Here is a 25,927-nt window from a genome sequence, read left to right as displayed (position 1 = left end):
AGTTAAAATTAATTAACTAACTATTGATAACTTCCTTGACTTTGTCAAAAAGTCCTTTTTCAACGTGGTGGATTTCATTTCCACTTATTTCGTCAAATTCTTTTAATAATTTTTTCTGTTTGTGGTTTAATTTTTTAGGAACAACAACTTTTACAGTAACATAGAGATTTCCTCTACCTTTATGTCTTACTGAAGTCATTCCTTGATCTTTAAGTTTAAATACAGTTCCGCTTTGAGTTCCGGGAGTTACTTTAAATTCAACAGTTTTCCCTTCAATAGTTGGGATTTGAATTACATCTCCCAGTGCTGCCTGTGGGAAACTTATTTGCTGTTCGTAGTAAAGGTGGTCTCCTTCACGTTGAAATTCTTTATTTCTGCTAATGTGAACACTAGCTATAAGATCTCCTTCGTATCCAGGTTGGTCTCCACAGTTACCTTCGCCAGATACTCTTAAACGGTCACCTTCATCAACACCTGCAGGAATTTCAATTTTAATAGTTTTACTTTCCCTAACATTACCTTTTCCATGACATTCTTCACATGGGTCAGTAATGATTTTACCTGTACCGCCACAGTCTCTACAAGGTCTTACATTCATCATTTGACCAAGTATTGTGTTACTTACCTGTTTTACCTGTCCTGTTCCGTTACATGTTGGACAGGTTTTTGGTTCAACACCAGGTTTTGATTTATTTCCGTTACATGTTGGACAGATTTTACTTCTTCGTATTTTAACTTCTTTTTCTACACCATTAAAAGCTTCTTCTAAGGTTATTTTGACTTCGGTGTATATGTCTGATCCTCTTTGAGGTCCCGCTTGTCTGCCCCTTCTGTTTGAACCTCCTCCGAATCCGAACATATCAAATATGTTTCCTATATCGAAGCCCTGGAATATGTCCTCGAAGTTTACATTTTGATAGAAATCTTCTGCACTAAATCCATCCATACCAGCATGACCAAATTGATCATATCTTTGACGTTTTTCATCATCAGATAAGACGGCATAAGCTTCACTTACTTCTTTGAATTTTTCTTCAGCTCCCTCTTCCTCACTTACGTCTGGATGGTATTTCATAGCTAGTTTACGATAAGCTTTTTTGATGTCCTTTTCTGAAGCGTTTTTATCAACTCCAAGAACTTCATAATAATCTCGCTTTTCTGCCATTTAGTCACCTTATAAGTATTATTTAAAAAAATAAAAAAATAGAATAAATAATTTGTTTTATGTTTCCTAAACAGTTAGTTTTTATTGATTCTGATTTTTATATAACCTACTTGGAAATAATAAAACAGTTATTATTTAATCTAATCATCTTTTACTTCGTAATCTGCATCGATTGTGCCGTCGTCATCATCTGAGGAATTAGATTGAGCACCATCATTTGGATTAGCTTGTTGTTGAGCTTGTGCTTGTTGTTGTGCTTCTTGATAGATTTTAGCACTAATTCCTTGAACTACTTCAGATAATTCGTCAGATTTTTCTTTAATAGCAGCAATGTCATCGCCAGCTACAAGATTTCTTAATTCACCAACAAGTTTTTCAACTTTTTCTTTTTCATCATCACTTACTTTATCTTTTAATTCTTCTAAAGCTTTTTCGGATGTGTAAATTAAGGAATCTGCATTGTTTCTAACTTCAATTTCTTCTTGTTTTTGTTTATCTGCTTCAGCATTCATTTCAGCTTCTTTGATTTTTTCTTCGATTTCTTCGTCAGATAATTTGGTTGAAGAAGTAATTGTAATAGCTTGTTCTTTACCTGTACCTTTGTCTTTTGCAGATACGTTGATTATACCGTTTGCATCAATATCAAAGGTAACTTCAATTTGAGGAACTCCTCTTGGTGCAGGTGGGATACCTACAAGTTGGAATCTTCCAAGTGAAGTGTTGTCTGCAGCCATTTTCCTTTCTCCTTGGAGAACATTAATATCTACAGATGGTTGGTTATCTGCAGCTGTAGAGAAGATTTGACTTTTTTTAGTAGGAATTGTTGTGTTTCTTTCAATTAAAGTAGTAGATACTCCACCTAAGGTTTCAATACCTAATGATAATGGAGTTACATCTAAAAGAACTAAGTCTTTAATTTCTCCAGCTAATACTCCTCCTTGGATAGCTGCTCCCATTGATACACATTCCATAGGGTCAATACCACGTTCGATTGATTTGCCGATGAATTTTTCTACATAGTTTTGTACAATTGGCATTCTGGTAGGTCCACCAACAAGAATGATTTTATCAATATCTGATTTGCTCATTTTAGCATCATCTAATGCTTGTTGCATTGGTTTTCCGGATTTTTTAACAATGCCATCTACTAATTCTTCTAATTTAGCTCTTGTAAGAGATATGATTAAGTTTTTAGGAGATCCGTCTTTACCCATTGTAATAAATGGTAAGTTTACTTCAGTGGTTAATGTAGTGGATAATTCGATTTTTGCTTTTTCAGCAGCTTCTCTTAACCTTTGTACAGCTTGATCATCATCCATAAGGTTAATTCCGTTTTCTTTTTCGAATTCATCAGATAAGTATTTTAAAAGAACATTATCCATATCGGTACCACCTAACTGGGTGTCCCCACTAGTGGATTTTACTTCAAATATTCCTCCACCGAATTCCATGATGGTTACATCTAAGGTACCTCCACCTAAATCGTATACCATGATATTTACATCATCATCTTCCTGTTTATCGATACCATAAGCTAAACTTGCAGCGGTAGGTTCGTTTACAAGTCTTACAACATCTAATCCTGCAATAGTTCCAGCATCTTTTGTTGCAGTCCTTTGGTTGTCGTCAAAGTAAGCAGGTACGGTAATAACAGCTTTTTCAACTTTTTCATCTAAGAAAGATTCTGCATCTTTTTTAATTTTTTGCAAGATGAATGCAGAGATTTCTTGTGGTGAATATTGTTTGCCGTGGATTGTAACTTTGTAATCAGTTCCCATACTTCTTTTGATTGCACTGATAGTGTTTTCCGGGTTGGTTACAGCTTGTCTTCTAGCAGGTTCTCCTACTAACATTTGACCGTCATCAGTAAATGCAACATAACTTGGGAATGCTTTACCGTATTGGCTTGCACCTTCTGCAGATGGTACTACAGTTGGTTTACCTCCAACAAGTACAGATGCTGCAGAGTTACTTGTTCCTAAATCAATACCTATAATTTTTTCTTTTTTAGTATCAGACATAATTAATCACCTTTATTTTTTGATTGTATAATAATTTAATAAACATTATTTTTTACAGACTCTAACTTTAGAGTATTTGATAACTTTACCTTTTAAGGTATATCCTTTCATCAGTTCATCAATAATATATCCATTTTCCACATGTTCATCATTTGCAACCATAAGTGCTTCATGTTTAAATGGATCGAATTTTTCCCCTTTTGCAGGGATTTCTTCTAAACCTTCTTTAGTTAAAACATCTTTAATTTTAGAATATATTAATTCAACACCGTCTCTCAATTCTTTTTCAGTTTTAGAATTTTCAAGTGCTCTTCCTAAATCTTCATAACTGTCTAAGATATTTTTGATAAGTGGTTCATTGGCAAATTTGATGATATCTTTACTTTTTTTCTCATTGATTTTTTTGAAGTTTTCGAAATCAGCCTGAAGTCTTTGAGATAGTGAAATATACTCCTGAGTTTCTTCTTTCTGTTTTTCAAGGTCTTCATTTATTTTAGCTAACTCTTTATTTTTAGAATCTAATTCTTCAAGAACTTCATCATATTTTTCCTGAAGAGTTTTAGTTTCTTCTTCTTCTTTTTGGTCTTCATTGTTGTCATTAGCCATTCAGTCACCTTTTCAAATTTTTAAAACTCTTTAAATAACCCTTGTGTAGAGAATTTTTATTTTTGATACTTAATATTGGCATATTTTGGAATTTATGGACATATAGGAAAATGGTTCAAAAAACAAGGGTTATTAATAAGAGTTTTTTGCACCAAATATTAAAGTAACAAAAAGTTATCTTTCTCGTATGTTATTATAGTAACAAAAAGTTATATAAAGGTTTCGGTATAATCTATATTTATGAAAGATACAAACGAAATTGAAGAAAATAAAAAAGCTAATCCTCACACCAATTCAGTTTCTATAATTGAAATCAATGGTAATTATGGAAATTCTGAATGTGGGATTGATAAAGAGGATATACTTGATGTAATGGGCTGTAAAACAAGAAGGGAGATTATAAATCTCTTAAGGGAAGAACCAATGTTTGTAAGTGAAATTTCAAATGAACTTAACATTGGTCAAAAAGCAATCATAGAACACTTGCGGGCTATGGAAAACGTTGGAATATTAAGTTCTTCTTATAAAAAGATTGTTAGAGGTAGACCTCGTAAATATTATGATTTGGATCATGAAGTTAATATTCATATTACCATTAATAAGAACACGTTTAATGTAAACTTCAGTGAAGATATGTTAAATACGCCCCAATTACCTTCTGGTGATGAATGGTCTAAATTATTGGATATTGAAAAAAGAATTGATAATGGTCAAACAGAAGCTATTTCAGAACTTATGAATCAAATAAGGTTATATGATAATCTTAAAAACAGAGCAGAATATATTTTAGAGCGAACTCTTAAAAATAAATAAATTAGCTGTTGTTTGTATCTATTCTTTTTTTATTTTTTGACCTTAAAAAAATATTTTATTTAAATCTGTAAGTTAATTGCAGTCAAATTTTTTGTTAAAAGAATGTATAACTTTTAGAATTATTCGGGATAAAGAATTATAATGCTTTTATCAGATTTGAAAAGAAGATTATTGGCTATTTTTTGTGGTGTTTAAGCAGATATGAATATTTTTGCAGGGTTAGTTTTTTGTGTTGTTTATTTTTCCATTTTTTTCCATCGTTTTTCGAATTCTATTTCTTTCATTAATTCTTCGTGTCTTTGTTCATTTATTTTTTCTAAATATTCTTTGTCAATACCGATGCCTCTTGTTCTCCATTCTCGTGAGAGTCTTTTAAGATTCATTTTTTCACCTCATATATTAATTCATTTTTTTATTTATTTAAAAATTTTTATTCATTTTTTCATCAAAAAATTGGGGATTTATCTTTGGATCAAAATAGGGATTTCTTTTTTTCCAAATAAATCCATCACCTTTGGAAATAAGGGCAACATCAATATTTCCACCTACACTTTCTAAATTTGAATCTATTTTTCTTTTTAATGAAGTAATTTGTATCAGAGATTCTGCTAAATTTCCTATTTCTTCCCTAGGCAAAAAATCTAATGATTCAAGTATTGGAGAATAAAAATCTTTTTTTAAAGAATTAATATTATTTTTAAAGTTTTTAGTCAGCTGGTTTTTAATTTCGTTTATTTTTTCTAATTTTTCAACATTTATGTGGTCATACATATTGCAAATATAATTTTCCATAATGTTCACGAAATATTTTTTAATTTCATCTTCTAAATTAGCATCAATTCCAGATAAATAAGTTTCAATGACATCTGTTTGGGCAAATGGAATTATTAATGTTCCAGAATAATTTAATTTTGTATCCATGTTTTGATAAAGTAGTGTATTATTAACATTTGCGATTATATTAAATGAAACATATGATGGAAACATATCTTCTTTATTAAATCCTGCAATTAATATTCCTGTTGATATATTAAATATATAGGAACAAAAACATTTTTTTAAATTATTTAAATTAATTTTAGATTCATCATACTCTTTTATTATCTCTTTAAACTTTTCATTGTATTTTTCAGTTTCAAAAATATCTTTTAAAAATTCGAATATTTCTGCATTAGAAAATGTTTCTATAAATTGATAAAACTCTAATTCATTACATGAGTTTCTCTGCTGATTTATCATTTGCTTAAAATTTTTCAAATGTGAATCTAGAAAGATGTTTATGTTTGTTGCTTGAGTTACTTCTGTTAGATACTTTAAAAAATCGTTTTTAATATTTATTATATTTTTTAGCTTTTTAAAGTTAGTTTTCTTAGAATATTCTTTGATTAAAGTTTCTATGGAGATATTTTCAAATTTTCCTAATCCAAATACCATAATTCCCATTGGGGGATCATTTGAAAGCATAAATATTTTATTAACTCCATTATATGTTTTTTTATCATTTATTGTAATTGTACTGTCCGCAGCCAGTGCTATTACATCAGTATTCATAATTATTATTTCGGATGTCATATTTGAACATATAATCTGAATAATATTTAAAGTTTGTTTAAGTTATTTTGAAAAAATTAGTTAATCATGTAAAAATTACATGAAATTATAAAATTGTTTTAGCTACAATAGCCTGACCTAATGAAACAGATCCGTCACCGGCACATGTGTTCTTATGCTGAATAAAGTTATATCCGTTTTTCTCAATGTAATTTTTACAGGTATTGGTTATTGCTTCATTGTAAAATACACCTCCTGTAGCCCCAATGTCGAAAATACCTTTTTTATCTGCACTTTCAATAGCTATTTGGGACAGTCCTTTTGCTATTGCATTTTGAGCAGCATTTGCAATATCTGCTTTATTTTCTCCTTTTTGATATAATCTGACAACTTCACGGAGGATTTCACGGGTATTTAATACATTATCTTTGATTTCAAATGGAATTTCGAGATCATTTTTGGAGTAATATGCAACAGATTCCAATTTCATTGAACATTCTCCTTCATATGTTCTGGTATTGCATATTTCCAGAGCTGCTGAAACAGAGTCCAATACTCTTCCGGTACTTGTTGTTAATCCAACATTGATTTCTGCTTCCAATTGCTTGTAAATATTTTTAATTTCCATTTCTCCGTATTTGAAGTAATCAACATAATTGCCAATTAATTCTCCATCATCTAAAATACTTAAAAGCATTCTTATTGGGTGTTTGGTTGCCATATCTCCACCAGGCATTTTATGTGGCTGCAGGTGACCTAATCTTTCAAAATTGTTAATGTCGGTGTATAATATTTCTCCGCCCCAGCTTGTGTTGTCACTTCCATAGCCTACACCGTCTGCAGCTATTACAATCATTTCATCAAGACCGTAATCATTAGCCAGTGCAACACTATGTGCATGATGGTGCTGCACACCTATTACATCACACTCAAATTCATCACCGAATTCATGAGCTAGTTTTGTTGTAAAGAAATGTGGATGCAAATCACATGCAATTGCATCAAAGTCATTTATTTTAGTGATTCTTTCCATATTTTCAATAGCTTCTTTCATGAAGTTTAAAGTTTTTAATTTGTTTGTATTTCCTATATGCTGGGAAGGATAGCACATATTGTCTTTAGCTATTGCAAATGTAACATCAAGCTCGGGGCCTAAGGCAAGTACATTTAAATCATTTACTTCATAATTGATTTTATAGGGCTCAGGAGTATAACCTCTGGATCTGCGAATAAATGAAAGAGCATCATTTCTAAATCGGATAACTGAATCATCACATCTGTTTAAAATTCTGCGGTTATGGATTAAAGAATAGTCTGAAATTCCGTCTAAATTCAGAATTTCAGTATTCGTAATCATCATAGGCTCCCCGGGAGTATTGGCTGAGGTCATTATATATGTATCAATATCTCCTTCATCAAAAAGCAGATAATGCATTGGAGAGTATGGCAGCATAACTCCGATATTGTGCAAACCGGGAGCTAATGACTCTGGGAAGTTATAATTATTGTTTTTCTTTAAAACTACAATAGGTCTTTTATTTGAAGTTATTGTAGCTATTTCATTATCAGTTAATCGGGCATAATTTTCAACACAGGATAAATCTTTACTCATAACAGCAAAAGCCTGATTTGGACGATTCAGGCGTTTTCTTAATTCTTTAATGGCTTTGTCATTATATGCATCAGCTGCTAAATGAGTTCCACCGATTCCTTTAATGGATATAATTTTACCTTCTTTCAGTTTATCTGCAGCTATTTTAATGGGGTTATCACTGTCTATTTCTTCTGATCCTTTATATATCTTCATTTGAGGTCCGCAGTCCCTGCAGCAAATGGCTTCACCATGATAACGTCTGTTTAAAGGTTCGCTATATTCCTTAAGGCAGCTGTTGCATAATGGAAATTCATCCATTGAAGTTCTAACTCTGTCATAAGGAACACTGTCAATAACTGTAAATCTGGGACCGCAGTCAGTACATGCATTAAAAGGATATTTATAACGTCTGTCTTTCGGATTTCTTATTTCATTAAGACAGCTGTCACAGATAGCTATATCTGGAGGTATTACAGATACTCCTGAAAATTCATCTGAACTTTCAATTATTGTAAAATCATCAAAACCTTCAACAGCTATATCTTCTGTTTTCATTGAGTCTATTTTAGCTATTGGAGGCAATTCTTTAGGTAATCTCTCAATAAATAAGTCAATATTTTCTCCCTCAAGAATTATCTCAACTACATTTCCTAAATTTCTTACATATCCGTTTAAATTCAAATCTTTTGCAAGTCTGTAAATATAAGGTCTGAATCCTACACCCTGAACAATTCCCTGAGTTAAAATCTTTTTTGCCATCATAGTCAATATATATTTAAATATAATTATTGTATAAAATAGTTATGATAATATGAGAGAAATTCTTGAAAAGTTAATCAATGAAGAAATTGGTATTGAAGAATGTGAAAGACTTTTAAAGGCAGATACTATTTTAGAATTTGATGAAGTTGCTAAATTTGACAAATCACGCTCTTCAAGAACAGGCTTTCCAGAAGCAGTTTTTTCTCCAAGTAAAGATTACGGAGATCTCTTATTGATAGTCAAAAATTATTTGGATAGTGAAAATCCTGAAAATCTGATTGTAACTAAATTATCTTCAGAAAGATATGAAAAATTAGCTAATGATTTGGATTTGGACGGGTTTAAATTAAACTATAATAAAAGAGCTCAAATATTGGTAATCAGAAATAAAGAGGTTCCTAAAACATTAGGAAAAGTAGGTATTATAACTGCAGGAACATCAGATATAAATATTGCAGAAGAAGCACGGGTAATAGTTGAAGAAGGAGGATGTGAAGCAATAACTTCTTATGATATTGGTGTAGCTGGGATTCACAGATTATTTCCCCAAATAGCACACATGATTAAAGAAGGTGTGGAAGTATTAATTGTCTGTGCAGGAATGGAAGGTGCTTTGCCTTCTGTTGTAGCTGGTTTGGTTGATATTCCGGTTATTGGCGTTCCGACATCTGTTGGCTATGGTGTAGGTGAAGGGGGAGTTGTTGCTTTAAACGCGATGCTTCAGTCATGTGCTCCGGGAATAGCAGTTGTAAACATTGATAATGGATTTGGTGCAGGTGTATTTGCTCTAACTATAATAAAAGGTAGATAAATTGATTTATGAAACATTCAATCCCTCTAAACATGATTCCAGAAAAGTAGCTAAACTGATTTATGATGTTGATTTCAGAACATTTGATTTGCTTTTTAAAAGTTCTGACAAAGCTATTTCAACAATTGAAAAACAGTTAAAAAAGGAAGAATCCCTTGATGATACCAAAGTTGTTTTGGATGAGAATAATAATGTTATTGGTTTATTGATATTTTGGATTTCTAAAAAACCAGCATTTTATCATAGTTTGAAGACAGTCAGTTTAAAATTGCTAATTGTTGATATTTTAGACTATTTTGTATTGTGTGATGTAGAAAAAGGAGATTTTCATGTTGCAGAGCTAGCTATTGATGAGTCTCAAAGAGGAAAAGGTTTAGGCAGTAAAGTTTTAAATGATGTAATTGACTATGCTAAAAAAAATAATCTAAAAAGAGTAACCCTTGATGCAGATTTTAGAAACACAGGTGCCAAATCATTATATGAAAGAATGGGATTTAGAGAATTCAATAAAAAAAGAGTTAAAATAGGAAGTTTTGAACGTGGAATGCATAATATGGAACTTAAATTATAAGTTCAATGCCTTCTACGTGCAAATTCTTCAAAAATTTCATCTATTTCTATTCCTTTGTAAACAAGGATAAGCAAAGTGTGGAATATTAAATCAACAGATTCATAAACTAAATTTTCATCATTTTTAGCAGCAAGCAGTACTTCACCACATTCTTCTGCTACTTTTTCAAGTATTTTATCTTCTGCTTTTTTATCACTGTCTTGCATTATTTTAGAAGTGTATGAATCAATAGGATTGTCTCTTCTTTCTTCTAAAACTTTATAAACTTCTCTAATAATTTCATCTGATGCCATTTAATCACTTTTCTCGTTATCTTGTATACTTTCTGTAATAGCTATTAATGGATGTTTGTCGTCATCAATAATCTCAATATCGTTAAATGTTGTTATTCCAGCTTTATCTGCTGTTTTTTCTAAGCCTAAACGAATATCTTTACCTAAATCAATAACATATGCATCGATTGTTTTACAGCCTAACTGTTTTGCAGCTACTGTTCTGTGATGTCCGTCTACTAAAATCCATCTGTCTCCAGTTTTAACAACAATTGCAGGTTCAGCTAATCCCATTTTAAGTTCATATGTTCTTCCTTCAAGTTCATCAGCATAAACTCTGTCCTGAGTAGGCCTTATTTTATCAGTGTCAACTTGCATATGTTTCAAAGTACTTTTGATACCATATAATTGGTCCATAGTACTTTTAAAGTAATCTACTTTATTCGGGGTGGAACGTTCAATATGTGAACGAACCATATCTGTGTTTGTAATAATGCCTACAATTTCACCTTTTTCATTAATGACTGGCATTCTGGAGATTCCTCGTCTGAACATTACTCTGGAAGCATCATTTATACTTAAATTTTCATTAGCTACTACTAATTTTGTACTCATTAGTTCTGAGACATGGTCTGCCCAGTCTTTTACTACAATATCAAAAGAGGTTACCATTCCGACCAGTTTGTTGTTTTCTACTACCGGATAGCTATTGTGATCGCTTTCTTTCATTAATTTAATAACTTCTGATGTTGTTGTTTGCGGTGATACAGTAACAACATTTTTAGTCATATAATCTTTAACTAATGACTTGCTTTTAGCCATAGTTTACCTCCTGTTTATTCTATGTTTTCTTTTAAGATTTTAACAGTTTCTCCAGGGTCTGCTTTTCCTCTTGTTAATTTCATAACTTGTCCAACAAGGAAATTAAGTGAAGCTTTTTGTCCTTCTAAATAATCATTTACTGCTTTTGGATTTTCATCAATAGCCTGTTTTGCTGCAGCTATTACTTCATCATCTTTTACAACACCCAATAAACCTAATTCTTCAGCTATTGCTTTTGGAGTTTGTTTATTGTTTGGCATATGCTCAATGATTCTTTGCCCTGCTTTTGTGGTTATTTCTTTGTTTTGAAGCATTTTTAAAAGTTCTACAATGTCTTCAACCAATATTCCACTATCTGCAAAATCAAGTTTGTTGTAGGATAATACTCTTTTAAGTTCATCTCTCATCCACATTGAAGCAAATTTGGAATCAATTTGTTTAGCTACTTCTTCATAAGCTATAGCTAAGTCAAGTTCGGAAGTTAATACTTTAGCAGATTCTGCATCAATTCCATATTCTTCAGTAAATCTTTTTACTTTATTATGTGGTGCTTCAGGCATTATTTCTAAAACATTTTCAATTTGAGCATCGGAGATTTCCATTGGTGGTAAATCAGGATCGGGAATGAATCTGTAATCATCAGCATCTTCTTTTAACCTCATACCTACTGTAATCATTTGAGATTCAAGGTATGCACGTGTTTCTTGTTTGATTTCGACACCTCTCTTCATAAGGTTTTTTTGTCTAACAAGCTCAAATTTCAATGCTTTATAAGCTCCTTTAATGGAGTTGATGTTTTTCATTTCTACTCTGTTTCCACCTTCTATAGAGATGTTTACATCAGCACGCATAGTACCTTCTCCACGAGCCCCTCCACTATATTGCAATACACGAATAAGCTCTTTTAAAAAGGTTCTTGCTTCTTCAGGAGATTTTATATCTGGTTCTGTAACAATTTCAATTAATGGAATTCCGGAACGGTTAAAATCAACAGTACCTCTGTCAGGTTTGTATTGACCCGGATCTTCTTCCATATGGATTTCTCTAATTCTAACTCCATTTAATTCTCCTTCATAACCGATAGGTACTGAAGTTCTTTGGTATCCTGAAGGTAAATCAGGATAATCATAATGTTTTCTCATAAAGTAGGTAAAACCTTTATCGATTTTACAGTTAAGCATTAAAGAAATCATTAATGCATTTTCAATTGCTTTTTCATTTGTTGGATATGGTTTGGCACCTGGTTGATTTAAACAAACCGGACAAATGTTTGAGTTTGCTGGTGCTTCCTTATAATTTGTTGGACAATCACAAAATAATTTTGATTCAGTTTCTAATTGTACGTGGATTTCAAGTCCACACATCATATTGACACTAATAATAATTCCTCCAATTTTTTGGAAAATCAAAATAGATTTATATTATGTAAGTATTTATAATAATAGATTAATAAATATTTGTGATTTTTATGTCTGATGAAGTTTTATTTACACAAAAATTAGTATCAAAAGATAATGATAATAAAGTAAATATTGAGTGGATTGTTGAAAACAATACTGGTGAATTAATAGAAGATGTGTTGGCATTATCTCAATGTTATACTCATGATTTTGGAAACTTTGAGGATGGTGAAGTTAAATCAATCAGTTTTGATGTAGAACTTCCATCTACTGAAAGTTTAAAAATGGATTTTGGTGATGATGCAGTAATTCCTGATAAAATTACATTTGGTGGTGCTTCTTTAACTTATTTAGCTAATGGAGTTTCTTTTAAAACAAAATCTAACATATTAGAAATTTAATATTTGTTTTTCAAAGATTCCTTTATATATCTTTTAATAAATTTGTCCAGTTCGGAATTAACATCACTTTTTGGATTTCCCAGTTGTTTTTTATCAGTAAATGTTCCTTTAAGTTGGCGTCCGGACCATTTAACTTCTTCTTCTACTCTTTTTCCATATTTTGTTCCAAACATTTTAAATAATGGGAATTTAGTTATTCCATTGGCTCCGCTTAAAATAAGAATTCCAATATTTGCTAAATTATCAATCCATGTTCCGCAGATTATTGTAATGTCCGGAAATGTTAATCTAACTTTAGCTACCACTTGGGCATAATAAAGTGAAGCTGGCTGTGAGCTATTTGCATATACAGTTTCTTTATGAGGATTCAATGAGTAAAAAATTACTCTGTCAATTTTGTGATCTTTAATATAATCAATTAAATAATCAACATCGTCTAATGTTTCTCCAAGACCTAAAATTACAGTAATAGCTTTTTCAAATCCTAAATCTCCAGCTACATCTAACATATTGCTTATTTTATCTAATGATTTACTTGGACATACTTTCTGATGTAGTTTAGGATTGGCTACTTCAACAGCTCCAGTAATTCCTTTTATTTCTGAGCCATATTCTTCCAACTCCTCTGTAATTCCTGTATTTAACCAAACACTGTCTCCCGTAATGTTTTTAATGGTGGTTGCTATTTCTTTAATTTCTGCAGTTGTAAATGACTTATAACCTCCTGAAAGGAATTCAATATTCCAATTTAAACGCTTACACATTTCTGCTTCGGCATAGATGTTATGTATATTACGTCTAGCTTTGGTTGGGTCTTTAATTTTATCTTTTTGAGTAGACATGTAACAAAAAGCACAATCTCCTTTATCACACCACCAGGAAAGGAATATTGCTCTTTCAAGACTGATTTCATTTCCATGTTTTTTTAGTGTGGTTTCATTTGCCTTTTTTATTAAATCAAATATGTTAGAATCCATTTTAATCATTATTCTTTATTGTTTGTTTTAATATTAATAGTTAAAGTTATATATTAGTTTATCCAAACTATATTATAGTTTGCTTCTAATTTTATTTAGATGTAATTTAATCAAAACATTTATATAGTATTAAATTCAAACTAATTAATACTGTTTGAAGTCTTTTGATTTGAATGGGTTTATTTGGTTAAGACTGGTGGGTACTCATATGCCATCGTAGCTCAGTAGGTAGAGCGTTCGGCTGTTAACCGATTGGTCACAGGTTCGAGCCCTGTCGATGGCGCTTTTGGGCCCATAGCTTAGCCAGGTAGAGCGTCCGGCTCATAACCGGAAGGCCATGGGTTCGAACCCCATTGGGCCCATTTCAATTAAATTATGTCATTTATTGCTCCGGTGGTGTAGTCCGGCCAATCATTTCGGCCTTTCGAGCCGAAGACTCGGGTTCGAATCCCGGCCGGAGCATTTTAAAAACTTGTTAAGATTTTTAATGGTTTCTATGTATCCTTTCTTTTGTATAAGCGGGGGTGCCCGAGAGGCCAAAGGGGACAGGCTTAGGACCTGTTGACGCAGGTCTACCAGGGTTCAAATCCCTGCTCCCGCATTCTAACAATTTTTTATTTATTTCTTATGCCGGGGTAGGGTAGGCGGTCATCCTACGGGACTGTGGATCCTGTGACTCGGGTTCAAATCTCGGCCCCGGCCCCATTATTAAACTATTTTTTATGAGATTATTCTTATGGCTAAAAAAGGGTCTGCTGAAGAAAGGGATTTAGTGCATAAACTTTGGGAAAGAGATTTTGCAGCTATGAGGGCTCCAGCTTCTGGAGGTGCAACTAAGAAACCTTTGCCTGATGTTGTAGCTGGAAACGGTAAATTATATTTGGCTATTGAAGTCAAAACTACAACTAAAGATAAAATTTACATAGATTTTCCTCAAATTGATGCATTATGTGAGTTTTCTGAAAAATTTGGTGCTAAACCATATATTGGAGTTAAATTCAAGTATACAAAATGGTTATTTTTAGAACCTGAGAAAACTCCACGCACTAAAAGTGATAATTATAAAATTGAAAAAGATTTTGCCCTTGAAAAAGCTTTGGAAATTGATGAAATTACAGGTATTGACAGGCAAATGAAATTCTGATAATAACATTTATATAGTAATTAAATCATACTAATAATAGTATGTTATTATAACATATCTGTTGGGGTTATAGTGTAACCTGGCATCATCTGGGACTCCAGTTGTCTTTGAAGAAAATATACGCGTAACTGAACAGTATCCGTTGTGATGATCAATTGGAGTACTGAGGCAAGAGACATCCCAGGATCGGGGTTCAAATCCCTGTGACCCCATTTTTTATAAAAAACTATTTTTAAATATTATAATTTCAATACTATTTTTATGAATTCTGAAGATATTATATGGATTCCAGGTTATAATTTAGATTCTAATTGTTATCTGATTGATGATATGTTAGTTGACACTGGAGCTGGAGATAATAAAGAATACCTTTTTTCTAAACTTAAAGAACATGGCGTCAATCCTGAAGATATTAAATTAATTGTTAACACCCATTGTCATTTTGATCATGTTAATGGTAACTGTTTTTTCCCTAATGCTAAAATAGCTATTCATAAAATTGATGCAATAGCTTTAAGGGAAGAAGGTAATCCTGATACTGTAGCCAGTCATTTCGGATCCAAAATTAACTGTCATAAAGTGGATATTGAATTGGAAGAGGGAGATAAAATAAAAGATTTTGAAGTGATTCATACTCCTGGCCATTCTAAAGGAGCTATCTGTTTATGGGATGGTGAAAACTTAATTAGTGGAGACACAGTATTTGGCCAGGGTGGTGTTGGCAGAACTGATATTGGCGGCAGCTGGTCTGATTTAAAAGAATCTGTAGAAAAACTGAAAAAATTAGATGTTAAAACAATCTATCCAGGACATGGAATGATTGACAATAATGGGAAAAAGAGTATTGAAATGTCTTATTCTCATTTTTAAATTATTTTTCTAATTTTTTAGCTACTTTTTTAAATGCCCCTCTTTTTACAAGAACAGTGACTTTTTCTCCACGGCTTATAACACTGTCTGTTTGAGGTATCACTAATTTGCCTTTTTGGTATGTAGCTATTATTATATAATCTTTTGTTGGTGATATTTCCCCTATTTTTTTCCCAACAACCTTATTGTTGGTTATTGTCATATCGAAGATTTCAGCATCTCCTTCACCAAGGGTGATTAGGTCTGCAACATTAGGTCTTGTTACAAGTTTTTCTAAAAGTCCTGCAGCTGTAACTTCCGGACTGATTACATTGTCTATTCCAACTTCCATAAATGCCTCTTCATGGTCAGGATTGCTTACTCTGGCAATAATTGTCGGAACATTATATTTTTTAACTAAAATACAGGATAATAAGTTTGCTTCATCATTTCCGGTTGTAGCTATGAAAAAGTCTGCATCTTCAATATTTGTTTCTTCCAATAGTTTTGAACTAGTTCCGTTTCCACAAATTACAAGTGCATCAAGTTCTGCAGCTACTTCTGAACATAATGATTCATCACTTTCAATTAAAGTAATGTCATGTCCGTCTTCTATTAATAAATTTGCAAGGTTAAGGCCTACACGACCTCCACCCATTATTATAATATACATTTCAACTCTCCCTCTTTAATAATACATTAAATTTATTTTTGAATATTATAAATATTTTCATTTTTTAAATATTTCAAAAATACCTCTAAATAAGACTAATATTGGGTAAATTTCCAATCTTCCTACCCACATATCTAAAATAGATACTACTTTTAAAACAGGGTGGAGAGTATTGTTCAATACTCCAACATCCAATCCGTTGTTTCCTTGAAGAGATATTATACTAAATAAGCTGTCAAATGGAGGATATCCGTAAAAACAAAATATGAGCCAGGTTATTGCAATAATAATTAAATATAATGTTATAAAGTTTCCAGTTTTTCCTATTTCCTTTTCAGATATTCTTCTTCCGGATATTTTAATAGGGATTATTCTGCCGTCTGGTGAAAGAATTTCTTTTATGTGTCTGTAAATGGTTTTGACATAAGTTATTATTCTGAAAAGTTTAATTGCACCTACAGTAGATCCGCTGGAACCTCCAATTAACATTAAAATCATTAAACTAAGTAATACAAATGACGGCCATCCCGCCATGGTGGAAGCCAGTTGGACATTAGCTCCTGTTGTGGTAATTGCTGAGGTAACTGTAAATAAAATGTCAATCGGTATAATATGTGATGCCAGATAAAGAATTATTGTAACAAAAGTGATTATGCAGATTAATGTTTTAAATTGCAAATCTTGAATTAATGACATTCCTTTTGTTTTAATGATTTTATAATGTGCTAAAAAGCTTGTAGCTCCTAAAACCATCAGCATAATTGAAATTAGATAAATCAGGTCATTGTGATAATACCCAATATTTGCATTTTTAATACTTATTCCTCCGGTTGCAATCATACAGAATGTAGTACAAACAGAATCAAAAGCAGGCATTCCAGCTAAAAGATATAATATTATTCCAATTATTGTATAAATTAAATAGATTTCAATAGTTTTTTTAAGTGTGGTTTTGACACTTGGTTTTAAGCGTTCTTCACGAGCTTCAGATTGGTATAATTTAGCAGATGCTGTACCGGGTCTTGTTAAAATACCAATCATCATCACCACTACTCCTAATCCTCCAACCCATTGTTCAAATGCTCTAAAATATAATATGCTGTGAGGCAATATTTCAACATTATCAAACATTGTTATTCCAGTACCGGTTAATGCTGAAGTACTTTCAAAGATACCATTTAAAAAATCAGTCCCTGTTGCAAGTGAAATTACAACACCTCCGATGACACTTGCCCACATCCAGGCAATTGATGAAATCATCATCCCGTGTTTTAATCTCATTTTGCTGTTGGAGTATTTATCAAGAGCTTTCATACATATGTATCCTAAAATAACTGAAAAAACTCCCGGAATAATAAAACAGGCATAGTTAAATTCAAAATAGATTAAATCGATTAGTAATGGAAATAAGCACATTAATCCCACACAAATCATTACTACTCCTGAATATCGGCTAACTATGTATAAATCTGTTTTAGTTATATATTTCATCATTTTATGTTTTTGAATAAATAGCTATATAAATATTAACTAGTAAATTTAAAATAAGTATATTCTATATTAGTTGTGTGAAATCATGAAACATAAATCATTAATATTTCTATTTATCAGTTTTCTTATTTTGGGCATTATGCTTTGGTTTGTAGGGATAGGTGATATATTAGGTGCTTTAAAAATAGCTAATTTATGGTTTATCGCATTAGCTGTTTTAATTCAGGTTGTTACTTATTATTTATACACTTTGCGTTGGCAAATCATTAACAAGATGGATGGTATTGAAATATCCATCAAGGAATTATTTCCTATTGTTATGGTTGGTTTAGCTGCAAATAACATTACTCCTGCTGGAAGGGGTGGTGGAGAACCTGTAAGGGCATATATATTGTCTAGAGATAAAGGTTATCCAATGGAAGAAACATTTGCAACTGTAGTAGCTGATAAAGCTTTAGATACTTTTCCATTTGTTTTCTTGGCTATTTTGACAATTATTGGAATAACTTTCTACTTTAAGCTGGATTTATGGATTTTAATATTGATGGTTGTTGCAGTAATAGCTATTGTAGCATGTTTAATTTTACTTATATATATGTCTGTAAATCCAAAATTCGGTAAAAAAGTTGATAATTGGATTATTGGATTAATTAGAAGATTTTATAAGAAAAATTCGATGGAATTGGAACAAAAAGTACATACTGTGATTAATGGATTTCAGGATACCATGAAACTTGTAATTTCTGATAAAAGGATTTTACATCATGCTCTGCCTTTATCTTTTGTCATATGGGTATTTGAGATTTTAAGAGTTTATATTGTGTTTTTAGCCTTTGGAGCTCATGTAAGTCCAGTTATCATTGGTGAAGTATTTATTATGGCATCTTTAATTGGTATGATTCCACTTTTGCCTGGTGGACTTGGTGCTGTAGATGGGGTAATGATTTTATTTTACTCAACGGCAGGAATAACTCCGTCATTAAGTGCAGCTGCTACTGTAATTGAAAGATTAATTTCATTCTGGTTAGCTACTGTAATAGGAATGCTGATTTTACCTCATTATGGTTCTTCAGTTCTTGATAAAATTTCATTTAATTCAAACTCTGATGATAAATCTGATGATGAACTGCTGGAATGAATTAAATAGAAAACTTTATTTTATTTACTTTCTATATTTTTTAGTATAGCAAAAATTGATTTTTTGTAAAATATTTGGTGAAAATATGGAAATTAATGGCGTAGAAATTAAAGATAATTATGCAGAAGGTTTTGGAATTAAAGTAACTAGAATTTTAGTTACAGCAGCTACTAAAAGATTAGCTAAAATTGCAGCTACTGAAGCTACTGGATACGGAACTTCTGTTATTGGATGTCCTGCAGAAGCAGGTATTGACTGTTACGTACCACCAACTGAAACTCCTGACGGAAGGCCAGGTTATGTTATTATGCTCTGTCAAGGATCTAAAAAACAGTTAGACCATGAACTTCTTGAAAGAATTGGTATGTGTATTTTAACTGCACCAACTACTGCAGCATTCAATGTTCTTGATGACGCTGATGAAGAACTTAAAACCGGTTTTAAATTAAAATTCTTCGGTGACGGATTTGAAGATGAATTAGAAATTGACGGTAGAAAAATGCATTCTATCCCAATTATGTCTGGTGATTTCTTAGTGGAATCTACTTTTGGTTTCAAAGCTGGTGTAGCTGGTGGAAACTTCTTTATCTTAGCTGAAAATCAAATGGCTGGAGTAATGGCTGCTGAAGCTGCTGTTGATGCTATTTCAGCTGTTGAAGGTGTAATCACTCCTTTCCCTGGAGGTATGGTTGCTTCCGGTTCTAAAGTAGGTTGTAACAATTACAAATTCTTAAATGCATCTACCAACGAAAAAATGTGTGTAACTTTAAAAGACAAAGTTGACTCTGACATTAGGGAAGATGCTGATGGAGTATTTGAAATTGTTATTGATGGTATTGATGAAGAATCAGTACGTGCTGCAATGAAAGCAGGTATTGAAGCAGCATGTAATGTTCCTGGAGTGTTAGAAATCGATGCAGGTAACTTCGGTGGAAACTTAGGAGCTTACAAAATCAACTTGCAAGATTTATTCTAAGGGTATTGTCCCTTTTTCCTTTTTTTTATTTTAATTTTTTCATTCTTAAATTTTTACTCGTTTTTTAAAAATTGCTTTCATTTCGAAATATTGTTTTCAAATCCAAGTGAAATTATATATTTAACATGGGATATAAGATATTTTGGAGCATGTAATGGTGTTATTGCATGCTCTGTGTTTGCAGATATATGGTATGAATATTGATGCAAATTCGTCTGGTTAGTTTTTTGTGATACAAAAAGAGTCCAGTTAGGCATTAACTAGCTGGACATACTTTTTGTATTTGGTTAAATATATAACTGGATATTTTAACACTTTAAATTGGTTATGTGTCCATTTTACATGGGCACTACTTTTATTTTTAAATTTTATAATTAAAAAGAATTATTAAATACAATTTTTAAATGTATATCTGACTGGTGATTTTTATGGATCCTATAGATATGACTGTTACAGATTTAAATTGTGAATATTTAGGTTTATCAAGACTTTGTTTAATGGAATCTGCCGGAAAATCTCTTGCAGAAGAAGTAGGTAAAATAGCTGTTTATACATTCTCAAAACCTGTTAAAATAATTATTTTTACAGGCTCTGGAGGAAACGGTGGAGACGGTTTTGTAGCGGCAAGATATCTTTTAAACAGAGGATATGATGTTGATATTTACATGTTAAAAGATAAAAACGGAATTCATTCACTTGAAGCTAAAACTAACTATGAAATACTTGAAAACATGAAACCAAGATTTTCCCGTTTGACAGTTCATAACCTAAACACAATTGATGATATAAATAACTGTGAAGTAGCTAATAGCGACAGTTTTTCAGAATTTATTATTATAGACGGAATTTTGGGAACTGGAATTCATGGTAAATTAAGAGAAAACATAAAAAGAGCTATTGAAGTTATAAACAGTTCCAATGGATTGACAGTTAGTGTTGATGTTCCGTCTGGTCTTGATCCGTTAACCGGTCAGATACATGATGTGGCAGTTAAACCCCAATATACTGTAAGCTTTCATAAAGTAAAAACAGGAATTCACAAGGCCGGTGAAGAAAAAGTTGGGGGAATCGTAACCTGTGATATTGGAATTCCGATTGAAGCAGAATACTTTATAAATTATGGAGACATGATTAAACTTAATAAAAGATCTTTAAAATCACACAAAGGAAATAACGGTAAAATTTTAATTGTTGGAGGCAGTAAAGAATATTCGGGTGCTCCAAGTATTGCAGGACTTGCAGCTATCGGGGCAGGAGCTGATTTGGTCTATGTTGCAGCTCCTGAATCTGCAGCTTTAGCTATTTCAACACATCCTGATTTGATTGTAAACTCACTAAAAGGAGATTACTTAACTGCAGAACATGCTGAAGACATTTTGATGATGGCTGATAAGGCTGATGCTGTTTTATTGGGTCCTGGAGCAGGAATTAATGATGAAACAGGAAAACTGTTAAATATTTTAGCCAGTAAAATTAAAAAACCATTGGTTTTAGATGCAGATGCTCTAAAGCAGGTTAAACCTCAAATTATTAAAAATAGGGATGATGTAATTTTAACTCCTCATATTTTCGAGTTCAAATCATTTTTTGGCAAAGACATTAAATTAGATTTGGACAGCTATGATTTTGCTGAAGTTGATGAAAATATTTCAGAGTTTCAGCAGGTCGTAAGACAGATCAACGGTGCTGTTGTGGTTAAAGGTGCAATAGATTTGGTGATTCAGAAAAATAAATTTAAACTTAATAAATCCGGAAATCCCGGAATGACTGTTGGAGGAACAGGTGATGCATTGGCAGGAATAGCTGTTTCATTACTATCTAAAGGTTTAAATGCATTTGATGCAGCTACTTTAGCTATTTTCATCAATGGTCTTGCAGGAGATGAAGCATATCTGGAAAAAGGTTATGGATTTGGAGCTACAGATGTAGTTGCACATATCGGAAAGGTAATTAAGGGATAATATGGATTATGTTAAAGGTATTTTTAAAAACAGACCTGACAGATTCATAGCTGAAGTTGAAGTTGACGGAAAAATTGAAATAGCTCATGTGCCTAATACTGGAAGGTGCAAAGAGCTTTTGGTTGATGGTGCTGCAGTTTATCTTAAACCTTCCGATAATCCGAAAAGAAAAACCAGATTCACTCTTCATTTTGTTGTAAACAAAGGGGAGCTAGTGTCACTTTACTCACAGGAAGCTAATAGCATTGTCTATGATGCAATATTAAATGGCAAAATAAAAGAGCTTCAGGGTTATTCATATCACCAAAGGGAAAAACAGGTTGATGATTCAAGAATTGATATATACTTGGCTAATCAGGAGGATGATTGCTGTGGAATGGAGTTTTTAGTTGACAGCTGTTATATTGAAGTTAAAGGGGTAACTTTGATTGTTGACGGTGAGGCAAGATTTCCGGATGCACCAACTGAACGGGGAGCAAAACACTTAAAAGAATTAATTAAACTTAAAAATGAGGGAAATCGTGCTGTAGTATTTTTCTTAATTCAGCATCCTGCAGGCAACTATTTCCGGCCAAACTGGGAAAATGATCCTAAGTTTTCCCAAACTTTAGTTGAAGCTGAAAAGGCAGGTGTTGAAATACTTGTCTATAAATGCAATAATACTCTCAAAGGAATTGAATTAGTTCCAGAATCTTTAAATTATGATTTGGATTAATGTATTGGGTTAATTTCAAAGTATTCTGGCTGTGTTTTATGTGAAAATATTTATTAATATTTTAATTACAACATTATAATTGGTGTATAATATGTTAGATAAAAGAGTAACTATTTTGTCGATTATAGTCATTATTTTGATAAGTATGCTCGTTATTCTATGTTTTGGAAGTAATTTTTCATCTATTTTTAAACAGGAAACGGATTTGACTATAACTTCGAATTCAACATTAAATAATGGTGATAATTTCACGGTTAAACTAACTGATAGTGATGGGGAGCTAATAGCTAATAAAACTATTTGTATAAGTTTAACAGATGATGAAGGTAATGTTAATAACTTAAATGTCACTACTAATGAAAAAGGCATAGCTAGTTTTGGTATAAATGCCAATTCTGGAAATTATTCCGCAAAATGTGTATTCTTAGGTGATGATAATTATGATTCATCTAATGTCACACATAAGGTATCTATTGTAAATAGGGTGGTTTCACTAGATTCTTCTTCAGATGGTCAGTCACAGACTTATAGTTATGGGAGTACTGGTTCTTATTCAGGTTCATCATCTTACTCAAATGGGCCGTGGAGAACTTGGATTAATGGTGGTTATGAATATATGAGTGAAAAAGAGTATTCTGAAAGATTCCCGGTTTTATATCATTTAAGAACTGATGGTCAGGGTCAATATGATAAAATTGAAGATTAAATTTAATATGTAACTCATTGGGGATAAAATTAACATATCTTCATATTTTATTTATTTTCATTTAATATTCACTTTTAAACATTCAATTTTTTCAATTCAATTAAAATATTAAAAAGAGGGGATTGCATGATTTGAAGAAACATATCTCAGTTAACAGTAAAATTCATATTATTTTAGCTAATGTTTCTCCGATAGCTTCATTAATTACTAAAGTAGCTAAATTATCATAATCAGTCTGGCTTTTGTTAATTAAAACTAAATTTTTGCCTTTGAAATAATTTATAAGTCCTGCTGCAGGATATACTACAAGTGATGTTCCCCCAACAATTAAAGTGTCTGCAGACATAATGTATTCCGCTGATTTATTTAAAATATTCATGTCCAGAGCTTCTTCGTATAAAATAACATCAGGTTTTATAATTCCTCCGCAGGTACAGTGTGGTATGCCTTCACTTTCTAAAATAAAGGCATGATCATATTCTTTTTTACATATTTCACAGTAATTTCGATAAACACTTCCGTGAAGCTCCAATACATTTTTGCTTCCTGCTTTCTGGTGTAGGCCATCAATATTTTGTGTAATTATTGCCTTTAATTTCCCTTCCTTTTCTAATCTGGCCAGAGTATAATGTGCAGGATTGGGCTCTGCTTCTGGAAAAATTAAACAGTCTTTATAATAGCTAAAAAACTTATCAGTATGTTCTAAGTAATAGCTATGTGAAACTAATCTCTCAGGTGTATCACCATATTTTTCCAGGCTTTTAAAAATTCCGGATTCACTTCTAAAATCAGGAATTCCGCTTTCAGTTGATACTCCTGCACCTCCAAAAAATACAATATTGTCTGAATCATCTATAATCTCTTGCAGTTTTTCTATTTTGTTCATAGTATAGCATTATTTGCTATGTAATATATAGTTTTCAGTTAATTTTATAATTTATAAAGATTACATATATTAAATAAGTTGAATTATTTTAAATTCAACTTTTCTGTGGAGTGGGTTAAAATGAGAGAGTTATTTGAGAAAATGATTGATGAGTCAATGGCTGCTCAAAGAGCTGACATTGACACAATTAAGAAAAAAAGAGGGACTGATTTTAAAATAAAAGATGCAGAACCTTATGTTAAAGTAGCATCAAAAATGGAGGCTATGGATAATCAGGCTCAAAGTGTGTTTGACTTGCATATAAATTCTGTTAAAACACATTTTGATACACTGTGCAGTCTTACAGATACGGTTATACCTGAAGATGATCCTTTTGTTGAGCATTATCAAACTCCGGCAATTCTTGAGATATTAACTGAAGAAGATGCTAGTTTTTCAGATAGCTTAGATAAATTTATAGATAAAATAGCTTCATGTGAAGCATTAATTGGAAAAGAAGTTATAAGACGTTATGGAGGTTTTTATGGCCCTACTTGTGTTGTTGATTTTGCATTGATTCCCGGAAGCACAAGTAATGTTGTTAATCAAATACTGTTAGAAACAGATATTCCTGAAAATCATAAACAGGCTATTTTAGCTGCTAAATCATGGGGTATGAATACTTCTTATGGTGTTGGAGAAGCTTTTGCCAATGCTTTGGAAGGCGGTTCAACAGCTGCTGAGGCAGTTAGTGAAGAAATAGATACATTACAAAATATATATAAAAACCCAATTGAAGCTCAAGGCCAGCTTATGGATAATGCGGGTCACTCTTCTTTTGATGTAAGAGAATATATGAATTCCTATAAGAAAAAAATGAGAAGTACAGTTATTGGGGCAATGGAAGATGATGTCCATTATGGTAATATTTTAACTGTTCCTGCATACTGTGTAGGTGATATTGCTCACCATATTTCTCAGTCAACATTCAATATGTGTAAGGATGATATGATTATGGGAATTATTGAAGCTACAACTGATGTTATTGAAACATCATTAAGGGGCAATTTAGATAATTTCAAAAGTGTTTTTGATGTATTGTCACTTGCTACTGGTTCATCAGCATGTGCAACTGAATATATTCTTGAACTGGACGGTTTCAATGCAATTATGATTGTTGATTTGTTAACTAAACGTTTCCATAATTTTGTTCAGCAATTCCCAACAAGAGGGGCTGCTGCAGAGCTGCACAACTGTGACTTTATGGATATGATTTATAGAGGTTGGGGATATTTGGATAAAGCTAGAAAAGGCAGAGCTTCTGAATCAGGCATATTAAAACCATTCGTTTCTGGTTTTGAAGTTAATTTAAATCCTGTTGAAGAAAATGAAGTAATCATGAACCCTCAAAGATATGCATATCCTGCATGTGCCATTTCTGTAAGGTTCTCTTCTTTAATGAGATTGGCAGATTATCCTTGTTTGCTTACCAGTGAACCAATAACTGCAACTATGATGACCAACATCATGGCTCTTAATAAAGAAGATGCAGGATCTCCAGTTAAAGGCTGTAAAAATTGTGCATCTGCTTCATTAATTGATTTCAGGCATGATTTCTGTCAGTGGAAAGATGCAGTATAAAT

25 protein-coding genes and 6 tRNA genes are annotated in these 25,927 nt (G+C 32.0%); 18 read left to right on the top strand and 13 right to left on the bottom strand.

Annotated features, from left to right (window positions below; all coding sequences use genetic code 11):
* Positions 1-16 precede the first annotated feature (16 nt).
* The 3 genes from dnaJ to ACMC9J_RS03895 form a co-directional block, all read right to left on the bottom strand.
* Positions 17-1,165 carry a molecular chaperone DnaJ gene (gene dnaJ / locus ACMC9J_RS03905; protein ID WP_011954293.1) on the bottom strand — a complete coding sequence of 383 codons (1,149 nt, stop codon included), beginning with the start codon at positions 1,163-1,165 and terminating at the stop codon, positions 17-19.
* Between the two features lie 140 nt (positions 1,166-1,305).
* A complete protein-coding gene (gene dnaK, locus ACMC9J_RS03900; RefSeq protein ID WP_427003576.1) occupies positions 1,306-3,186 on the bottom strand; it encodes a molecular chaperone DnaK in 1,881 nt (626 codons plus the stop codon).
* Between the two features lie 45 nt (positions 3,187-3,231).
* Positions 3,232-3,792, bottom strand: a complete 561-nt coding sequence (locus ACMC9J_RS03895) for a nucleotide exchange factor GrpE (protein ID WP_304170436.1) — start codon at positions 3,790-3,792, stop codon at positions 3,232-3,234.
* A gap of 240 nt (positions 3,793-4,032) precedes the next feature.
* On the opposite strand from ACMC9J_RS03895, the gene ACMC9J_RS03890 reads away from it, so the two are divergent.
* Positions 4,033-4,605: an ArsR/SmtB family transcription factor gene (locus ACMC9J_RS03890; RefSeq protein ID WP_019266740.1), complete on the top strand. Its 573-nt coding sequence runs from the start codon at positions 4,033-4,035 to the stop codon at positions 4,603-4,605.
* A gap of 236 nt (positions 4,606-4,841) precedes the next feature.
* Here ACMC9J_RS03890 and ACMC9J_RS03885 read toward each other — a convergent pair whose 3' ends face one another.
* The 3 genes from ACMC9J_RS03885 to hypF all read right to left on the bottom strand — a co-directional run bounded on the left by ACMC9J_RS03885 (position 4,842) and on the right by hypF (position 8,512).
* Positions 4,842-4,988, bottom strand: a complete 147-nt coding sequence (locus ACMC9J_RS03885; RefSeq protein WP_427003575.1) for a hypothetical protein — start codon at positions 4,986-4,988, stop codon at positions 4,842-4,844.
* Positions 4,989-5,025: 37 nt separating this feature from the next.
* Positions 5,026-6,177 carry a hypothetical protein gene (locus ACMC9J_RS03880; RefSeq protein ID WP_331865261.1) on the bottom strand — a complete coding sequence of 384 codons (1,152 nt, stop codon included), beginning with the start codon at positions 6,175-6,177 and terminating at the stop codon, positions 5,026-5,028.
* Between the two features lie 85 nt (positions 6,178-6,262).
* Entirely contained in the window at positions 6,263-8,512 is a 2,250-nt protein-coding gene (gene hypF / locus ACMC9J_RS03875; protein ID WP_427003574.1) for a carbamoyltransferase HypF, read from the bottom strand.
* A 49-nt stretch (positions 8,513-8,561) separates the two neighbouring features.
* Here hypF and larB point away from each other — a divergent pair, with 49 nt between their 5' ends.
* Positions 8,562-9,323 carry a nickel pincer cofactor biosynthesis protein LarB gene (gene larB, locus ACMC9J_RS03870; RefSeq protein ID WP_303999934.1) on the top strand — a complete coding sequence of 254 codons (762 nt, stop codon included), beginning with the start codon at positions 8,562-8,564 and terminating at the stop codon, positions 9,321-9,323.
* 1 nt (position 9,324) lies between these two features.
* Entirely contained in the window at positions 9,325-9,894 is a 570-nt protein-coding gene (locus ACMC9J_RS03865) for a GNAT family N-acetyltransferase (RefSeq protein ID WP_427003573.1), read from the top strand.
* 2 nt (positions 9,895-9,896) lie between these two features.
* On the opposite strand, the gene hisE is transcribed toward ACMC9J_RS03865, so the two are convergent.
* From hisE to gatB, 3 genes are read right to left on the bottom strand one after another with little or no spacing between them, the layout of a single operon-like run.
* Positions 9,897-10,187, bottom strand: coding sequence for a phosphoribosyl-ATP diphosphatase (gene hisE / locus ACMC9J_RS03860; protein WP_019264988.1), 291 nt, complete (start codon positions 10,185-10,187; stop codon positions 9,897-9,899).
* Complete coding sequence (locus ACMC9J_RS03855; RefSeq protein ID WP_427003572.1) at positions 10,188-10,988, bottom strand: CBS domain-containing ParB/RepB/Spo0J family partition protein; 801 nt, start codon at positions 10,986-10,988, stop codon at positions 10,188-10,190.
* A 14-nt stretch (positions 10,989-11,002) separates the two neighbouring features.
* Positions 11,003-12,355: an Asp-tRNA(Asn)/Glu-tRNA(Gln) amidotransferase subunit GatB gene (gatB, locus tag ACMC9J_RS03850; protein ID WP_019266735.1), complete on the bottom strand. Its 1,353-nt coding sequence runs from the start codon at positions 12,353-12,355 to the stop codon at positions 11,003-11,005.
* Between the two features lie 101 nt (positions 12,356-12,456).
* On the opposite strand from gatB, the gene ACMC9J_RS03845 reads away from it, so the two are divergent.
* Entirely contained in the window at positions 12,457-12,789 is a 333-nt protein-coding gene (locus ACMC9J_RS03845; RefSeq protein WP_019264985.1) for a hypothetical protein, read from the top strand.
* On the opposite strand, the gene ACMC9J_RS03840 is transcribed toward ACMC9J_RS03845, so the two are convergent.
* A complete protein-coding gene (locus ACMC9J_RS03840; RefSeq protein ID WP_427003571.1) occupies positions 12,786-13,775 on the bottom strand; it encodes a radical SAM protein in 990 nt (329 codons plus the stop codon). The two genes, ACMC9J_RS03845 and ACMC9J_RS03840, sit on opposite strands and share 4 nt — an antisense overlap.
* A gap of 201 nt (positions 13,776-13,976) precedes the next feature.
* On the opposite strand from ACMC9J_RS03840, the gene ACMC9J_RS03835 reads away from it, so the two are divergent.
* From ACMC9J_RS03835 to ACMC9J_RS03800, 8 genes are all read left to right on the top strand, one after another.
* Positions 13,977-14,049 (top strand) — tRNA-Asn (locus ACMC9J_RS03835).
* Between the two features lie 5 nt (positions 14,050-14,054).
* Positions 14,055-14,128 (top strand) — tRNA-Ile (locus ACMC9J_RS03830).
* Between the two features lie 25 nt (positions 14,129-14,153).
* Positions 14,154-14,228, top strand: a tRNA-Glu gene (locus tag ACMC9J_RS03825).
* 56 nt (positions 14,229-14,284) lie between these two features.
* Positions 14,285-14,367 (top strand) — tRNA-Leu (locus ACMC9J_RS03820).
* A gap of 28 nt (positions 14,368-14,395) precedes the next feature.
* A tRNA-His gene (locus ACMC9J_RS03815) sits at positions 14,396-14,471 on the top strand.
* Positions 14,472-14,502: 31 nt separating this feature from the next.
* Complete coding sequence (hjc, locus tag ACMC9J_RS03810) at positions 14,503-14,910, top strand: Holliday junction resolvase Hjc (protein WP_004032839.1); 408 nt, start codon at positions 14,503-14,505, stop codon at positions 14,908-14,910.
* Positions 14,911-14,973: 63 nt separating this feature from the next.
* Positions 14,974-15,122 (top strand) — tRNA-Trp (locus ACMC9J_RS03805).
* Between the two features lie 49 nt (positions 15,123-15,171).
* Complete coding sequence (locus ACMC9J_RS03800) at positions 15,172-15,780, top strand: MBL fold metallo-hydrolase (protein ID WP_427003570.1); 609 nt, start codon at positions 15,172-15,174, stop codon at positions 15,778-15,780.
* 1 nt (position 15,781) lies between these two features.
* Here the strand turns inward: ACMC9J_RS03800 and ACMC9J_RS03795 are convergent, their stop codons facing one another.
* Together ACMC9J_RS03795 and ACMC9J_RS03790 are read right to left on the bottom strand one after the other, a co-directional pair.
* Positions 15,782-16,432 (bottom strand): potassium channel family protein, encoded by a 651-nt coding sequence (locus ACMC9J_RS03795; RefSeq protein WP_019264981.1) that lies wholly within the window; start codon positions 16,430-16,432, stop codon positions 15,782-15,784.
* A 57-nt stretch (positions 16,433-16,489) separates the two neighbouring features.
* Positions 16,490-17,926: a TrkH family potassium uptake protein gene (locus ACMC9J_RS03790; protein ID WP_427003569.1), complete on the bottom strand. Its 1,437-nt coding sequence runs from the start codon at positions 17,924-17,926 to the stop codon at positions 16,490-16,492.
* Positions 17,927-18,008: 82 nt separating this feature from the next.
* Here ACMC9J_RS03790 and ACMC9J_RS03785 point away from each other — a divergent pair, with 82 nt between their 5' ends.
* The 5 genes from ACMC9J_RS03785 to ACMC9J_RS03765 all read left to right on the top strand — a co-directional run bounded on the left by ACMC9J_RS03785 (position 18,009) and on the right by ACMC9J_RS03765 (position 23,419).
* A complete protein-coding gene (locus ACMC9J_RS03785) occupies positions 18,009-19,061 on the top strand; it encodes a UPF0104 family protein (protein ID WP_019264979.1) in 1,053 nt (350 codons plus the stop codon).
* 85 nt (positions 19,062-19,146) lie between these two features.
* Entirely contained in the window at positions 19,147-20,037 is an 891-nt protein-coding gene (fhcD, locus tag ACMC9J_RS03780) for a formylmethanofuran--tetrahydromethanopterin N-formyltransferase (RefSeq protein WP_019264978.1), read from the top strand.
* 428 nt (positions 20,038-20,465) lie between these two features.
* Positions 20,466-21,998: an NAD(P)H-hydrate dehydratase gene (locus ACMC9J_RS03775; protein WP_427003568.1), complete on the top strand. Its 1,533-nt coding sequence runs from the start codon at positions 20,466-20,468 to the stop codon at positions 21,996-21,998.
* A 1-nt stretch (position 21,999) separates the two neighbouring features.
* Positions 22,000-22,713, top strand: coding sequence for a DNA/RNA nuclease SfsA (gene sfsA, locus ACMC9J_RS03770; protein ID WP_427003567.1), 714 nt, complete (start codon positions 22,000-22,002; stop codon positions 22,711-22,713).
* 91 nt (positions 22,714-22,804) lie between these two features.
* Positions 22,805-23,419 (top strand): hypothetical protein, encoded by a 615-nt coding sequence (locus ACMC9J_RS03765; protein ID WP_019264975.1) that lies wholly within the window; start codon positions 22,805-22,807, stop codon positions 23,417-23,419.
* A gap of 163 nt (positions 23,420-23,582) precedes the next feature.
* On the opposite strand, the gene ACMC9J_RS03760 is transcribed toward ACMC9J_RS03765, so the two are convergent.
* Positions 23,583-24,305 (bottom strand): NAD-dependent protein deacylase, encoded by a 723-nt coding sequence (locus ACMC9J_RS03760; RefSeq protein ID WP_427003566.1) that lies wholly within the window; start codon positions 24,303-24,305, stop codon positions 23,583-23,585.
* Between the two features lie 120 nt (positions 24,306-24,425).
* Between ACMC9J_RS03760 and ACMC9J_RS03755 the strand changes: the two genes are divergently transcribed.
* A complete protein-coding gene (locus ACMC9J_RS03755; protein ID WP_019267938.1) occupies positions 24,426-25,925 on the top strand; it encodes a DUF2193 domain-containing protein in 1,500 nt (499 codons plus the stop codon).
* The last annotated feature ends 2 nt before the right edge of the window (positions 25,926-25,927 follow it).

Origin of the sequence: Methanobrevibacter intestini, from assembly GCF_047402955.1 — an archaeon.
Classification (GTDB): Archaea; Methanobacteriota; Methanobacteria; order Methanobacteriales; family Methanobacteriaceae; genus Methanocatella; species Methanocatella intestini.
Note: the sequence above shows the minus strand (reverse complement) of the source record. Positions and strands in the feature narration are given on the sequence as shown.

Bases quoted from the DNA above. Each gene is read 5' to 3' on its own strand.
- dnaJ (WP_011954293.1), bottom strand. From the start codon at position 1,165: ATGGCAGAAAAGCGAGATTATTATGAAGTTCTTGGAGTTGATAAAAAC.
- dnaK (WP_427003576.1), bottom strand. From the start codon at position 3,186: ATGTCTGATACTAAAAAAGAAAAAATTATAGGTATTGATTTAGGAACA.
- ACMC9J_RS03895 (WP_304170436.1), bottom strand. From the start codon at position 3,792: ATGGCTAATGACAACAATGAAGACCAAAAAGAAGAAGAAGAAACTAAA.
- ACMC9J_RS03890 (WP_019266740.1), top strand. From the start codon at position 4,033: ATGAAAGATACAAACGAAATTGAAGAAAATAAAAAAGCTAATCCTCAC.
- ACMC9J_RS03885 (WP_427003575.1), bottom strand. From the start codon at position 4,988: ATGAATCTTAAAAGACTCTCACGAGAATGGAGAACAAGAGGCATCGGT.
- ACMC9J_RS03880 (WP_331865261.1), bottom strand. From the start codon at position 6,177: ATGACATCCGAAATAATAATTATGAATACTGATGTAATAGCACTGGCT.
- hypF (WP_427003574.1), bottom strand. From the start codon at position 8,512: ATGATGGCAAAAAAGATTTTAACTCAGGGAATTGTTCAGGGTGTAGGA.
- larB (WP_303999934.1), top strand. From the start codon at position 8,562: ATGAGAGAAATTCTTGAAAAGTTAATCAATGAAGAAATTGGTATTGAA.
- hisE (WP_019264988.1), bottom strand. From the start codon at position 10,187: ATGGCATCAGATGAAATTATTAGAGAAGTTTATAAAGTTTTAGAAGAA.
- ACMC9J_RS03855 (WP_427003572.1), bottom strand. From the start codon at position 10,988: ATGGCTAAAAGCAAGTCATTAGTTAAAGATTATATGACTAAAAATGTT.
- gatB (WP_019266735.1), bottom strand. From the start codon at position 12,355: ATGATGTGTGGACTTGAAATCCACGTACAATTAGAAACTGAATCAAAA.
- ACMC9J_RS03845 (WP_019264985.1), top strand. From the start codon at position 12,457: ATGTCTGATGAAGTTTTATTTACACAAAAATTAGTATCAAAAGATAAT.
- ACMC9J_RS03840 (WP_427003571.1), bottom strand. From the start codon at position 13,775: ATGATTAAAATGGATTCTAACATATTTGATTTAATAAAAAAGGCAAAT.
- hjc (WP_004032839.1), top strand. From the start codon at position 14,503: ATGGCTAAAAAAGGGTCTGCTGAAGAAAGGGATTTAGTGCATAAACTT.
- ACMC9J_RS03800 (WP_427003570.1), top strand. From the start codon at position 15,172: ATGAATTCTGAAGATATTATATGGATTCCAGGTTATAATTTAGATTCT.
- ACMC9J_RS03795 (WP_019264981.1), bottom strand. From the start codon at position 16,432: ATGTATATTATAATAATGGGTGGAGGTCGTGTAGGCCTTAACCTTGCA.
- ACMC9J_RS03790 (WP_427003569.1), bottom strand. From the start codon at position 17,926: ATGATGAAATATATAACTAAAACAGATTTATACATAGTTAGCCGATAT.
- ACMC9J_RS03785 (WP_019264979.1), top strand. From the start codon at position 18,009: ATGAAACATAAATCATTAATATTTCTATTTATCAGTTTTCTTATTTTG.
- fhcD (WP_019264978.1), top strand. From the start codon at position 19,147: ATGGAAATTAATGGCGTAGAAATTAAAGATAATTATGCAGAAGGTTTT.
- ACMC9J_RS03775 (WP_427003568.1), top strand. From the start codon at position 20,466: ATGGATCCTATAGATATGACTGTTACAGATTTAAATTGTGAATATTTA.
- sfsA (WP_427003567.1), top strand. From the start codon at position 22,000: ATGGATTATGTTAAAGGTATTTTTAAAAACAGACCTGACAGATTCATA.
- ACMC9J_RS03765 (WP_019264975.1), top strand. From the start codon at position 22,805: ATGTTAGATAAAAGAGTAACTATTTTGTCGATTATAGTCATTATTTTG.
- ACMC9J_RS03760 (WP_427003566.1), bottom strand. From the start codon at position 24,305: ATGAACAAAATAGAAAAACTGCAAGAGATTATAGATGATTCAGACAAT.
- ACMC9J_RS03755 (WP_019267938.1), top strand. From the start codon at position 24,426: ATGAGAGAGTTATTTGAGAAAATGATTGATGAGTCAATGGCTGCTCAA.